At 65.1% G+C, this 12,776-nt stretch carries 10 protein-coding genes, 1 tRNA gene and 2 pseudogenes; 10 read left to right on the top strand and 3 right to left on the bottom strand.

The features are described from left to right. Positions 1-37: 37 nt before the first annotated feature. The 7 genes and pseudogenes from AB0L58_RS39915 to AB0L58_RS39885 all read left to right on the top strand — a co-directional run bounded on the left by AB0L58_RS39915 (position 38) and on the right by AB0L58_RS39885 (position 4,758). Positions 38-1,030, top strand: a complete 993-nt coding sequence (locus AB0L58_RS39915) for a hypothetical protein (RefSeq protein WP_364395934.1) — start codon at positions 38-40, stop codon at positions 1,028-1,030. 228 nt (positions 1,031-1,258) lie between these two features. Beyond that, the gene (locus tag AB0L58_RS39910; RefSeq protein ID WP_364395932.1) at positions 1,259-1,918 is read left to right on the top strand and encodes a Uma2 family endonuclease; all 660 of its coding nucleotides are present in this window, start codon (positions 1,259-1,261) and stop codon (positions 1,916-1,918) included. A gap of 91 nt (positions 1,919-2,009) precedes the next feature. Next, positions 2,010-2,621 carry an aquaporin gene (locus tag AB0L58_RS39905; protein ID WP_364395988.1) on the top strand — a complete coding sequence of 204 codons (612 nt, stop codon included), beginning with the start codon at positions 2,010-2,012 and terminating at the stop codon, positions 2,619-2,621. Positions 2,622-2,681: 60 nt separating this feature from the next. Next, positions 2,682-3,347: pseudogene (locus tag AB0L58_RS39900) on the top strand (arsenate reductase ArsC). A gap of 32 nt (positions 3,348-3,379) precedes the next feature. Then, a pseudogene (locus tag AB0L58_RS39895) lies at positions 3,380-3,590 on the top strand (heat-shock protein HtpX); the annotation flags it as partial. A 222-nt stretch (positions 3,591-3,812) separates the two neighbouring features. Continuing rightward, a complete protein-coding gene (locus tag AB0L58_RS39890) occupies positions 3,813-4,340 on the top strand; it encodes a hypothetical protein (RefSeq protein WP_364395930.1) in 528 nt (175 codons plus the stop codon). After that, positions 4,288-4,758, top strand: a complete 471-nt coding sequence (locus AB0L58_RS39885) for a tyrosine-type recombinase/integrase (RefSeq protein WP_364395927.1) — start codon at positions 4,288-4,290, stop codon at positions 4,756-4,758. Before AB0L58_RS39890 ends, AB0L58_RS39885 begins: the two co-directional genes overlap by 53 nt. Positions 4,759-4,815: 57 nt before the next feature. Here the strand turns inward: AB0L58_RS39885 and AB0L58_RS39880 are convergent. Further along, positions 4,816-4,888 (bottom strand) — tRNA-Ala (locus AB0L58_RS39880). A 122-nt stretch (positions 4,889-5,010) separates the two neighbouring features. Between AB0L58_RS39880 and AB0L58_RS39875 the strand changes: the two genes are divergently transcribed. From AB0L58_RS39875 to AB0L58_RS39865, 3 genes are all read left to right on the top strand, one after another. Then, complete coding sequence (locus AB0L58_RS39875) at positions 5,011-6,525, top strand: DUF222 domain-containing protein (RefSeq protein ID WP_364395925.1); 1,515 nt, start codon at positions 5,011-5,013, stop codon at positions 6,523-6,525. 1,295 nt (positions 6,526-7,820) lie between these two features. Continuing rightward, positions 7,821-8,153, top strand: a complete 333-nt coding sequence (locus AB0L58_RS39870) for a transglycosylase family protein (RefSeq protein WP_364395923.1) — start codon at positions 7,821-7,823, stop codon at positions 8,151-8,153. A gap of 375 nt (positions 8,154-8,528) precedes the next feature. Beyond that, on the top strand, positions 8,529-10,487 hold the full coding sequence (locus tag AB0L58_RS39865) for an MFS transporter (protein ID WP_364395921.1): 1,959 nt from the start codon (positions 8,529-8,531) through the stop codon (positions 10,485-10,487). 36 nt (positions 10,488-10,523) lie between these two features. Here AB0L58_RS39865 and AB0L58_RS39860 read toward each other — a convergent pair whose 3' ends face one another. Both AB0L58_RS39860 and AB0L58_RS39855 read right to left on the bottom strand, forming a co-directional pair. Continuing rightward, positions 10,524-11,225: a thioredoxin domain-containing protein gene (locus AB0L58_RS39860; protein ID WP_364395986.1), complete on the bottom strand. Its 702-nt coding sequence runs from the start codon at positions 11,223-11,225 to the stop codon at positions 10,524-10,526. Positions 11,226-11,386: 161 nt separating this feature from the next. After that, positions 11,387-12,748, bottom strand: a complete 1,362-nt coding sequence (locus tag AB0L58_RS39855; RefSeq protein WP_364395984.1) for an MFS transporter — start codon at positions 12,746-12,748, stop codon at positions 11,387-11,389. Positions 12,749-12,776: the final 28 nt, after the last annotated feature.

Here is a 12,776-nt window from a genome sequence, read left to right as displayed (position 1 = left end):
TCCCGATCGACGTAAGACACAGTCTGAGGGAGCCGAAATGACCGCGAACCGTATCGGCTTTCTCCGCCCAGTCACTCGCGTCACCGCGCATCCACCATCGAATCGCAGGAACCCAATCGTGTCCATTGCTGGCGATATCGATCCCTTCGCCGGTATACCGGGCCAGCCAAGCATCGACCGCCGGCCGCGATACCCGGCGAACGCAGCGATCTGTTTCTGCCGATTACTCCGCCCGACAGTCAACATCACCACGCAAGACCGCGCATATGAACATCGGAATCACGCACTACTAGCGGAGGGTTCGGCCATGGCTGCCACACGCGATGTCAGGCTAGCAGGCTGGGCCGGAATCATTTCGGTGATACCGATCCCTGTCCTGTTCTTTGTCTCAGGACGGTTCCCCGATTTCACCCCAGGGCTCGGTGCCAGTTCCACCGAAGTAGCCGAGTGGATTTCACACAACCTCACCGCGATACAGATCCAGACTGGTGCCGGCGTTGCCATCGTGCTCTACATCTGGTTCGCCGCTGGGCTCGTCGAACTCCTCAAACAACCTCCCGATGCTTCCGGCGTCCCTGCCCGCTTGGTCGGCTGGGGTACCACCGCCGCAGTTGCGGTCTCGGTAACCTCCTATGCCACCTGGTCGATCGCCACCTTCTTGCCCAAAAACGAACCCGGCCAAGCCGTTGTCGCCCGGGCGATGGTCGACACCGCACTCGTCGTCTACATCTACACCTACGCCCCGCTCGGGATCATCCTATTCGGAGCAGGGATAGGGATCCGTCGCTCTACCACGTTCCCCCGCCCGCTCGGTAGCGCCGCCCTGATTCTAGCTGGGCCGAACCTGGCCGCCGCCGCGACAGCCATGATCACATCAGGCCCACTGGAAGCCGGAGGGTTCCTCACGCTGATCCCCATGACCCTGTTCTGCCTCTGGGTCTGTGCGACCGGCATCGCCATGGTGCGCTGGAACGGCTCCAGCTCACGATCCCGGAGCTTGTCCGGGTCCTCGCCCCACGATGCGCACTGATCCTACTGTCGTGCTGGTGGCGTGCGGTGTGGACGCGACCGGTCGTAACCCCGCCAGCACCCGATGGGTGACCGAGTTGGGTTGTCCACCGCCACCGGTCGGTCATCGGGGTGGCAGCCACGCCCTGGACGATCCGGGACTGCAATCCTTCGCCGCCGGCGCGGCTCTGGGCACCGGACAGTCGCCAGTACCCCATCTCACACGTGGCGCGAACGCTAACATTGCGTTATGCCCACGCCGCAGATCGACCGCCCTGAGCTGCCGGAATACATGACGTGGGAGGAACTGGAGCGGCTTCCTGAGGAACTTGCCGGACAGATCGAGCTATGGGAAGGGCGCGTGGTCTGGGTTCGGCGCGGACCGTTCGAACACCAGCAGTACACGGGACTGCTGTGGACCACATTGCGTCGCTGCGCCGGCCGGGCGGCGTCCGGAGATCCCGATTCCGATGAATGCTGGCAAGTCGGTATGGAAACAAATGTGTTCCTTCAGCCCACGGAGAAATCCGACTTCGTTACGCCCGATTTCCTGATCTTCCATTGCCTCGACTCGGACTACCAGGACATCCACGCCGCAGATGTCGTATTGGTGGGCGAGGTCTTATCGCCGTCGAACACTCAGACCGACATCGAGGCGAAGAAAGCGCGGTACGCGAACAGCGGCATCCCCTGGTACTGGGAGGTACGGCTTGCTCGTGATCCGCGCGGGATCGCAAGCATCAGAGCTTACGGCTTGGAGGTCGCGACCGGCGAACTCCCAGAAGGAGTCCGCCCACTCCGCCGAGCCAATTACATCGTTGCCGCCGAATGGTTCCCAGGAGAATCGATGGGCATCGACATCGATCACCCATTCCCGATTCACATTCCGTGGGCGGAACTCGAATACTGATCGACCGCCGTCCCCGGGTGACCTGATGATTGACGAATCCAGGCCGAGGCATCGCTAGAATCACAGCGAGAAAACGGCTTCGACCAACAGTATTCCCCGGGGAACCTGCCGGTCACGCGCGGCCCCGTCCGCCGGGTGCCCGCACGGGGCGACGAGGAAGGCGGGAACAGTCGGCCAACCCGTCGCCACCGCTGGATGGGCTTTCGGACCGGTCTCCGGCGCGCACTTCAACCCCGTCGCCGCCGCCGACTGGCTGGCCGGACGCCGACGCCGCACCGGATTGACCGCCGCCGAACTCGGCGGCACCTACATCGCGGCTCAGATCGGCGGGGCGATCGCGGCCAACGTCATGTTCGATCAGAAGGCGCTGCAGATCTCCACCCATCACCGCGTCACCAGCGGACACTTGTTCGGCGAAATCGTCGCCACCGCAGGGCTTCTCATGGTGATCCTCGCGCTCGCCCGCACCGGCCGCGCGGCCTGGTCGGCGACCGCTGTCGCCGCCCGGATCGGCGCGGCTACTGGTTCACCTCCTCCACCTCCTTCGCCAACCCGCGGTCACGATCGGGCGGATCTTCTCCGACACCTTCGCCGGGATCACGCCCTCCTCCACACCCGGATTCATAACCGCCCAAACCGTCGGCGGCCTGATCGGACTCGCCCTGATCAGCGTCCTCTATCCCGACACCGCCGCCACCGCTGACAACGTCGTGGTCCCACACCCCGACCACGCCACGCCTCTCACCGATTCACGGAGCCCTCAATGACCGAGCACCCGACCGAGCTTTCCGTCTCCCTGCGCGCCACTCTCACCATCGACCAGCAGCTGGCGCTCAAGACCGCCGCCGCACGATTACAGGACGAGTTCGCCGACACCTTCGGCCTGGAAAACAATCGAGAAGTTCCTGCACTCCTCCTACGACCAATTCGCCTCCCGCGCCACAGTTCTCAACTTCCTGCCGCTGCTGGCCGAACGCTTCGCCCGCCAGCGCCTGCAAGCCCTGGCCAAGGTCGAAGGCAAGGCGCTGACCGGGAAACCGACCGTGTTGTTCCTCTGCACCCACAACGCCGGACGCTCCCAAATGGCGCTGGGCTTCTTCGCCCAGCTCGCCTGGGACAGTCGCCTGGTCTGGCGGCTCCGAGCCCGGCGACCAGGTCAACCCCGTCGCGGTCGAGTCCATGGCCGAGATCGGCGTCGATATCACAGGCGAATACCCCAAGCCCTGGACCGAGGAAATCCTGCACGCCGCTGACGTCATCATCACCATGGGATGCAGCGACGCCTGCCCCATCTATCCCGGACGCCGCTACGAGAACTGGGAACTGCCCGACCCCGACAACCAGCTCCTCGAGGTCGTCCGCAGCCGCGACCAAATCGAAATCCCGCGTCCGCGCCCTGCTCACCGAACTCGACATCACCGATCACTGACGGTCACACCGACTGAAAGGCCCACCACAGCAATGTCTTCCAAGCCCAACGTCCTATTCGTCTGCGTCCACAACGCCGGACGCTCGCAGATGGCCCAAGGCTTCCTCACCCATCTCGCGGGCGATGCGATCGAGGTTCGCCGCCGGATCCGCGCCCTCCGAGACGCTCAACCCAACCGCCATCGAAGCCATGGCCGAACTCGGCATCGACATCACCGCCCAAGTCCCGAAAATCCTCACCCCGACATCACCCACCTGCACAGCTTCGCCAACGGGCTGCTCAATGACTACGACGCCGTCCGCAACGGACTCACCCTCAACTGGAACAGCGGCGCTGTTGAAGGCAACGTCAACCGCATCAAGATGATCAAGCGAACCATGCGCGGCCGTCGGCCGGGTCGACATCACCGTGGCGGAGGTATGCGACGACTGACTGAAGTCGCGCCGCGATATCCGTGCCAACACCTTGCGGAACTACCGGGATTCGCTGAAGTACGCCAAGCGCGATTTCGGCGCGATGAAGCTCCAAGCACTGCGGCAAGCCCATGTGGACGAATGGGTCTCCACGATGCTCGAGGCCGGGTCGATGAAGGGCAAGCCACTGGCACCGGCCACGGTCCGGCTGGCGCTGGTGATGCTCCAGCAGGTGACCGAGTACGCGGCTCGGCAAGGTCTGATCGCACGCGATCCGGCCGAATACGTCGAGGCACCCCGGCAGCGCCCGACCAAGGTCGCCGCCTCGGACGTTTGGACGAAGGAACAGGTGCAGACCTTCGCCACAAAGGCAAGCGAAGACCGGTTGCAGGCCGTGTTCCTCATGTCCTGCTACGGACTGCGCCGCTCGGAGGTGTGCGGGTTGCGCTGGACCGATATCGACCTGACGCGCGGCACGCTCAGCGTCGAGCAGAGCCACGTGGAAGTAGAGGGCAAGGGACCACGCGGTGGACGACCCCAAGACGGAACGCTCGCGCCGCACTCTGCCGCTGCCCGATGACGTGGCAACAGCATTGCGGGAGTTGAAGATCCGGCAGAAAAGCGAATGGCTCGCGCTCGGCCGGCCCTGGGACCAGACCACGCACGTGTGCTCGCACACGACCGGCCATGCCGTCTTGCCCCGGACCTACACCGGATGGTTCCACCGCATTCGGATCGCGGCCGAACTCCCCCGGATCACCTTGCGTAACCTGCGGCACCCCTCAGTGTCCGTCATGCTGCACGCTGGTATTCCGGCATCGACCGTCGCCGCCTGGCACGGGCACGACGTCCGGATGACCACGGGCGTCTACAACCGGGTTTATGACGAAGGTTTGACCGCCGCCGCGTCGGCCATTTTCGACCCCGTCGAGAAAGCCGTCGACGGCGATCCGGGAAGAGCAGTTCCCCCACCCGTTGGTAAGAACTTGGCAAGATGACCTTGGAATACAAGAAAGACCCGGCCTAAATACCGAGCCTGACCTGCACAAATGAAGTGGAGCTAAGGGGACTCGAACCCCTGACCCCCACACTGCCAGTGTGGTGCGCTACCAGCTGCGCCATAGCCCCGAATGGGTTGCGGTCGGGTTTCCCTGACTGCCTGAACGAAGTTACACCACTGGCGTGTCGGCAACCAAATCGCCTCGATTCGGGGCTAGCGGAGGGGGTTGTTCGACCGTAGAATCGAACACATGTTCGATGACGATGATCTCTCATCCGTGGACTTCGGGGCCATGACCGACGAGGGGCTGATCGAGGCCCTGCGGGCGGCACATGGGCGGGCGGCGGTGGCGCAGGCGGCCGAGGTGTTCGCGGTGCGAGAGTTGTATCGACGGCATCGGGCCGAGAGTGCGGAGCCGGGGCCGGGCGGGGTACGGGCCGGCGAGTTCGCCGCCAGCGAGGCGGCGGTGGCACTGCAGGTCGACGAGGGGACAGCGGGAGCGCTGATCGATATCGGTCTGGCACTGGAGGATTCGTTGCCGCGAACGCGCGCGGCATTCGCGGCGGGACGGATCGATCTGGCCAAGGTGCGGGTGATCGTGGACAACACCCGGGCCGTGGCAAGGGAGGTGTTGGACGCGCTGGAGCCGCGGCTGATCGAGGCGGCGGCGCGGAACAATCCGGTGCGGCTGCGGCAGGCGGCACGGCGATGGGCGGCGCGTTTGGATCCCGGCGGCACGCAGCGGCGACGGGAACTGCGGCAGGACGAGCGCGATGTGCGGCTGCGCGCGGTGCAGGACAGCATGGCGGTATTCGACGGGTTACTCCCCGCACCGGGGGCACAGACCGTGGCGATGCGGCTGCGCGAGATGAGCATGCAGGTGTGCGCATCGGATCCGCGGAGTATGCCGCAGCGGCGGGCGGACGCTCTGGTGGCGCTGGCGGATGGGTCGGGTCGGCTGCGATGCCACTGCGGACGGGGTGAGCGTTGTCCGAAGTTCGGTACGCCGATCGAACAGCCGCGCAGGCCCTTGATCCAGATCGGAATCCCGGCGGACACGCTGCTCGGCATTCAGGAGTCACCGGCTTTTCTGGCCGGATACGGGCCGATCGATGCGGCGCTCGCTCGGATCCTGTCCGAACACGCGCGCTTCCAGATCATTCCGGAAGGTTCGAACGCCGACGACGGAGTGGCCGATACCGACGAGACGACACGGTGGCGGCCGTCCCCGAGACTGGAGCGCGAGATGCGGGCGGTGGACGGCATGTGCCGCTTTCCCGGATGTGTCATGCCAGCCGCCGAATGCGAGCTGGACCACAATCACCCCTTCGACCATCGACGCCCGGAACGCGGCGGACGCAGCATCGGCACCAATCCGGCCACGCTCTGCGCGCGGCACCATCGCCTGAAAACATTGGCGGACAACAAAAGACTGCACTGGCGCAGCTGGCGCGCCGATCCGGATCGCCTTCAATGGACCGCGCCGACCGGCGATATCCACACGACAATCCGCGAGGGTGCGCGGTACCTATTTCCGCATACCGACAGCGGCGCCCCCGTTGGCCCATACACCGGCCACCACCGATCCGAACCGCCCGAAACCCCTCCCGCAATCCCCATTCGTCCCGCCGACCGACCAACCGCCGAAGACATCGCCTACCCGCTCGACGGCTACATCGTCGTCCACGGCCAACTCCGACGAATCCGACCCGAAGACGAAATCCCCGACGACAAGCCCCAGGCAGCCCCGTTCCCCGGCCGCTGACCAGCTGGCTCCACGCCGAACAGGCGCAGGGCTAGCCAGGCACCGGATCCCACCCCAAGCAGACACAGAACCGGCCAGGTACAAGATCTCCCCGCCAAGCGGGGCGCAAGACCAGCAGGATTCCTGCCCGGGAGCAGGGACGAAGGACGGGCCACGGACGCGATCCCCGAACGAAGCGCAAGACCTGCAGGGCCAATGCGCCCCGAGCGGGACGCGGGAGGGACCCGGTAGCGGATCCACGCCAAGCGGGGCGCAACACGGATCCCCGACCGCACCAAAGCGGCACATAGGACCGACCTATCGGGCACCGATCCAACCGAGCGAAGTGCAAGACCGGCAGGATTCCACCCCAGCCAGAGCACACGAGTGCCCTGGTACCGGCGCTATTCCCTGCGCAGCGCAGACCAGCAGGGCAAGTCCCCCGCGGGACGCAGGACTGGCCAGACACGAGATGCACTCCAGCGCGATGCAAGACCAGCAGGACCCCGCCCCAACCCGAGCGGAACGCAAGACCAGCAGGACCCCGCCCCAGCGCGGGGGACGAAGGACCACCGACCCGATTCACCCCGAACGACGTGCAAGACCAGCCATGCGCACCCCGTAACGGTCGTTGCCGTGCAGCAGTGATACCAGCTGCGCACAGCGTCCTGACCGCTGTTGTTCGCACCGCATTGGAGTTTGCGTTCATTTGCTTGATTGCATGCGTACCGTCACCGAGCGCATTTGACGTCGGTATTGCTCAGTTGTGCATGCGGCGCGGAGCCTGCCGGCCACCACCGCGGCACCGGCCGACACGCGCACCTAGGAAGCCATCGGCTGCCGCATCGCTCGATTTGTGGACCGTGAATCGAGGCGAGCAGGTTTCACAAATACCCCAGCGGATAACAACTTCACCATCCGCACCCGGCCGGACGTGCATCGAGGTGGCAGCGAAACCGGACATTCATCCCAGGACTCGGTACTGAAGCGCGGCGGACATCACTATTTCACAGTGATCCCGAACACATAACGTAACTATTACGAGTGGTCGTATATATACATTTTTACGCATTCGAACTGGGTGAATGCACGAAAACTCGATCCAAGGTCGAGGAAATTCAGAAGTTATCTCAGCGTGATCTGTCGCGAATTCTTCGCTAGCGTCGTCGGCAGCCCGGATCAACGCGAAGGGCTCGAACTCGAACCGCCGAACGCCGGTAACCCTGCCCCACGGTTCGAGAGGACCCCTGACATCGCTGGGGGCAGGGACACGGCGGAAGTCCGCCGGAGTCGGACGGGCGCAGCCAGGAATCCACATGACTCAGAACCGCAAGTTCACCCGTGCCCTTGGTCTCGCCGCCGTCGCCGGTGCCATCGCCGCCGTTCCGTTCGGCCTGTCCACCGCCACCGCATCGGCCTCCGGCCACAACTGGGACGCCGTTGCCCAGTGCGAGAGCAGCGGCAACTGGGGCACCAACACCGGAAACGGCTTCGCCGGCGGCCTGCAGTTCACCCAGAGCACCTGGGCCGCCAACGGCGGCTCGGGCAGCCCGGAGAACGCCAGCCGCGAGGAGCAGATCCGCGTCGCGGAGAATGTGCTCGCCACCCAGGGCCCTGGCGCTTGGCCCGTGTGCGGCGCTTACCTGTAAGACCGGATAGACCTGACGGGGTCCGTGCCATCAGGCACGGGCCCCGTTCTCGTCGAAAACGAAACTATTTCCAGCAACCCGGTGGATAACCACCACACAATTAGACCGACACCTATCCCATATCGGAAGCGAAACCCGCTCTGCAGCGGCCCAATTCATCGGTCCCACCGCAGCTCGAGATACCCGCGACGTCAACCGATCGTCCCACTGGTCGGTACCGAATATTCCAATTGCGCATATCGAGCGTTCTCATGGTCCAAAACACCTGCGGGGAGTGATCCATCTCACTACCCTGTGTCCACCCGGCAACTCGTCCTGATCCACGCACGGTTCAGGTCCTTTACGAAATGCCGTGGCTAGAAAGGCATCTCGACCATGAGCTCGACCCAGATTGCGGATCCGCCGACCCTGCTCACGGGGCTGTGGCAACGCAAGCTACCGCACTATCCCGATACACCCGCCCGCTCCTGGTACCTGGCCGTCGTGGTCATCGCCTCGATCGCGCTCTATTACCAATTATTCGTCACCGGCGCGGTGGGCAATGAACTCATTGCCTACTTCGACCTGTCGTTCGCCTACTTCGTCTGGATCTTCATTATCGGCGCCGCCTTCGGTGCGGTCGCCTCGGTGCTCGCGGGCGTGCTGGATCGATGGGGGCGGGCGAATATCGTCGCCTACGGGGTGGTGATCTGTTCGCTGCTGACTCTGTTCGCGGTGCCCGCGACGACCACCAAGGAGCAGTACCTGGTCGTGTACTGCCTGGTGAGCATTGTCGAGGGCGCGGTGCTCGTGGCCACACCGGCACTGATCCGCGACTTCTCCCCACAGCTGGACCGGGCATCGGCGATGGGCTTCTGGACGCTCGGTCCGGTCATCGGTGCCTTGGTCACCACGCAGATCTCCACCCGCACGCTCGACGCGCATCCGGATTGGCAGTACCACTACCGGCTGTGTGGTGTGATCAGCCTCGTCATCGCGGTGGTCGCGGTGGTCGGACTGCGCGAGCTGAGTCCGCAGCTGCGCGACCAGATCATGGTGACATTGCGGGACCGTGCGTTGATCGAGGCCCGCGCCCGCGGTCTCGATGTCAAGGAACTCGAGCAGGGTGTGTGGCGGCAGATGTTGCGTCCCGACATCGTCGGCTCGGCATTGGCGATCAGCCTGTTCCTCGCTTTCTTCTACACGATCGTTTCGTTCCTACCGGTGTATATGGCCACGAACTTCGGGTTCAGTCCGGCCAAGGCCAATGCGCTCGGCAACTGGTATTGGGCCGCCAGTGCAATCGCCCTGGTGTCGGCCGGGATCGTGTCGGACAAACTCAAGGTGCGCAAGCCGTTCATGATCGTCGGCGCGCTCATCAGCATCGTCGGCATGTACGTGTTCATCGGCTACACCGATCAGCCCGATACCGGTTACTACTCGTTCGCAGCGGTTTTCGTGGTGATCGCGGTCGGCACCGGCATTGCCTATTCCACCTGGATGGCGAGCTTCACCGAGACAGTCGAAGCGCGCAATCCGGCGGCGACCGCGGTAGGGCTCGCGGTGTGGGGCGGCACACTGCGCGGGGTCGTCACCGCGGTGCTGTTCGGATTGCTGATCGTGGTGAACGCGGCCGGGCCGCTGGTCAATTACGGACCACGGCTGTCGGAGATCGCGCACAAATACGCCCAGCAACTCGCGACCATCCAGACCGTCGGCACGGAAACTCTTGCGGCACTGCAGCGCAACCCCAATGATCAGACCGCACAGGTCACTGCGCTGACCAAACTGACCGGCGCGACACCTGCCGATATCCAGACCACCGTCGGTCTCAACACCCGCTACCCGCAGGAATTGGCGACGCTGCAGGCCATCGATTCGGCGACTCTGGCCACACTGACCACGAACCCGGCCGATGCGAACGCCGGACTGGCGGCTGTTGGACAGGTCGCGAAGAAATTCGGCATTCCGGTGGATCAGGCGATCGCACGCCTACAGGCCGTGCAGCAGATTCCGGCCGCCGATCTCGCGGTGGCGGCGACCGTCGGGCCCAAATTGGTGCAGGCGACTACGCAGTTGCAGTCGGTCGGCACCATCCCGGCCGATGATCAGGCCTATCTGGCCGCACACGCCAAGGAAGTGCAGCAGGCGCAGGCCGATTCGCCCAAGCAGTGGGAACGCTGGTGGTGGATCTGCCTGGCCGCGCAGGTGGTGTTCCTGCCGTTCGTCTTCCTGATGGCCGGACACTGGAACCCGAAGAAAGCGGCCGCGGAGGCGAAGGCGCACGACGAACTCGTCGAGCGCGAACTGGCCGCGATCGCGAAGGGTGAGCCCGAACCGGAACCCGCCGGATAGGTGCTCGGTGCCGGGCGGCGCCACCGCCCGGCACGATCACTTCGTCAGGTCGACGACCCATTCGTGGTTGTTCACGTCGATCTTGTTCTTGCCGTCGAAGACTGCGGGCGTGGCGACCTCGCCATTGGCATCGGTCAGCGCCGCGCGTGCCATGTGTGCGTGGATCTTCGCGGCGTCGAGCTTCGCGCCGGAGCTGATGCATTGCACCGCTGCCAGTGCGGCGCCCGATTCCTTGGCGATGTCGGCGAGTTCGTCATTGCTGAGATCCGACCCGCCCTCCCCCGGCTGCTTCGAGGTGAACAGCAGCGCGTGGAATTTCGAATACACCGGACCCGAACCGGTATCCGCGACACATTCGTTCGCGGCCACCGCACGGGTCGAATAATCCTTGCTCTTCGACTTCGGGTCGAGGAACGTCACGAGGTGGTAGCGGACGGCGAGTTTGCCCGCATCCAGCTGTTGCGCGATCTCCTGTCCGTAGAGCCGCTCCAGCGCGCCGCAGGACGGACACAGCGGATCCTCGTACACATCGATGGTCTTCACCGCATCCGGGCGGCCGAGCAGAATCGTGCCGTTGTTCTGGTCCAGGACCACGTGCACGTCCGCACTGTGCACCGACCCATATCCGTCATTGCGGATCTCGGCGTCGTCGCGCCCCCACCGGAACGCGAGGATCACGATCAGGACGATGAGCGCCAACGCCACCCCACCCAGGGCATATGTGGTCGCGCTCGACATCGGCCGCGGCGTGTACTTCGATCCCGATTCGCTCACCCCGAACACTCTGCCCCAACCACCGCCCACCCCGCGCACGGGGTGCTGGATCCGAACCGATGATCACCGGGCATCGATGCAGGCAAACGCCGAGAGGCCCCCGCCATCGGTACATGGTGAGCAGGTCAGCGGGCGGCGTAGTTGTCGTCTTGGGGCGCGGAGTCGGGCGCCGGGCTGTCGACGCGGAGATGCTCGGCACCATCAGGGCCGCAGATGTGGTCCGGTGGGCAATCCGCGACGGCTTCCACCACCGACTCGACACCGCGCCGGTGCAGTGGTTCCGGGACGAGTGCCCAGCCGACGGCCGCGACGGCGAGCAGTGCACCGGTCAGGGCGAGTGCGAGGCCGTAGGAGAAATGCTGGGCCACGGCGCCCACCGCGACCGGTCCGATGACGGTGCCGAGGTCGGCCGCCATCTGGAAGCCCGCGAGCACCGGGCCGCCGCGGGCCTTCGGTCCGATGACGTCCGCGACCGCCGCCTGCTGTGCGGGAGTGAACATGCCCGAGCCCAGCCCGGCCACGAATGAGGTCGCGAGCAGCCAGGGCAGGTTCGACGCGAGACCGAGTCCGGCGGTCCCGGCCGCACAGATCAGGGATCCGATGATCAGGAATGGCTTGCGCCCGAAGCGGTCCGAGAGCCTGCCGGACGCGAAAAGCACCGCCACATTGCCCGCCGCGAACATCGTGAGCGTCACACCGGCCATGCCCGGTTTCTGATGTAGCACTTCGACAACGAGCAACGGCACGAGCGCCATCCGCACGCCGAATACCGCGGCACCATTGGCGAAATTCGACAGCAGTACCGCCCGGTACTCCGATCGTGCCAGTCCCTCCCGGAACGATACGAGCCGCAGCTCACCCACCGGTTCCGGTGCGGCCAACGTCGAATGCCGCAGATTCACATGGACAACCGCGGTGGCGAGCAGCAGTGCCGCCGCGTAGATCAGGAACGGTGCGCGCAACCCGAGCCCGGCCAGCGCACCGCCGACCAGCGGCCCACTCACCGATCCGATCAGAAAACTCGTCGACCACAGCCCGGACACCCGGCCGCGCTGCGCCGGCGGCGACATCCGGATCACCAGCGCCAGCGACGACACGGTGAACATGGTCGAGCCGACCCCACCTGCCGACCGCAAAACCAGCAGCTGCCAATAACTCTGGGCAAACGCACTCGCCCCGGTCGACACCGCGACGATCAACAGGCCCCCGAGATACACCGACCGCTCCCCCAGCCGCTGTACCAACCGCCCACTGACCGGCGCGAACAGCAGCCGCATCAACGCGAACGCACTGACAATCGCAGACGCGGCCGCGACACCGACCCCGAACCCCCGGGCAAACTGCGGCAACACCGGCGCGACCAGCCCGAACCCGACTGCGATGACAAACGACGCACCGACCAGCACCCAGATCTCGACCGGCAACGCCCTGGATACCGCGCCACTCGAACCAGCCCCCGCCGCAACCGAATCCGACGCCGCTGCCATCTCCACCGACCCCGACGCCTTCGCAGAT

This window comes from Nocardia sp. NPDC052112, assembly GCF_040680135.1.
Lineage (GTDB): Bacteria > Actinomycetota > Actinomycetes > Mycobacteriales > Mycobacteriaceae > Nocardia.
Note: the sequence above shows the minus strand (reverse complement) of the source record. Positions and strands in the feature narration are given on the sequence as shown.

Coding starts and splice junctions, on each gene's coding strand:
- AB0L58_RS39915 (WP_364395934.1), top strand. CDS start 38: ATGACCGCGAACCGTATCGGCTTTCTCCGCCCAGTCACTCGCGTCACC.
- AB0L58_RS39910 (WP_364395932.1), top strand. CDS start 1,259: ATGCCCACGCCGCAGATCGACCGCCCTGAGCTGCCGGAATACATGACG.
- AB0L58_RS39875 (WP_364395925.1), top strand. CDS start 5,011: ATGTTCGATGACGATGATCTCTCATCCGTGGACTTCGGGGCCATGACC.
- AB0L58_RS39870 (WP_364395923.1), top strand. CDS start 7,821: ATGACTCAGAACCGCAAGTTCACCCGTGCCCTTGGTCTCGCCGCCGTC.
- AB0L58_RS39865 (WP_364395921.1), top strand. CDS start 8,529: ATGAGCTCGACCCAGATTGCGGATCCGCCGACCCTGCTCACGGGGCTG.
- AB0L58_RS39860 (WP_364395986.1), bottom strand. CDS start 11,225: ATGTCGAGCGCGACCACATATGCCCTGGGTGGGGTGGCGTTGGCGCTC.
- AB0L58_RS39855 (WP_364395984.1), bottom strand. CDS start 12,748: ATGGCAGCGGCGTCGGATTCGGTTGCGGCGGGGGCTGGTTCGAGTGGC.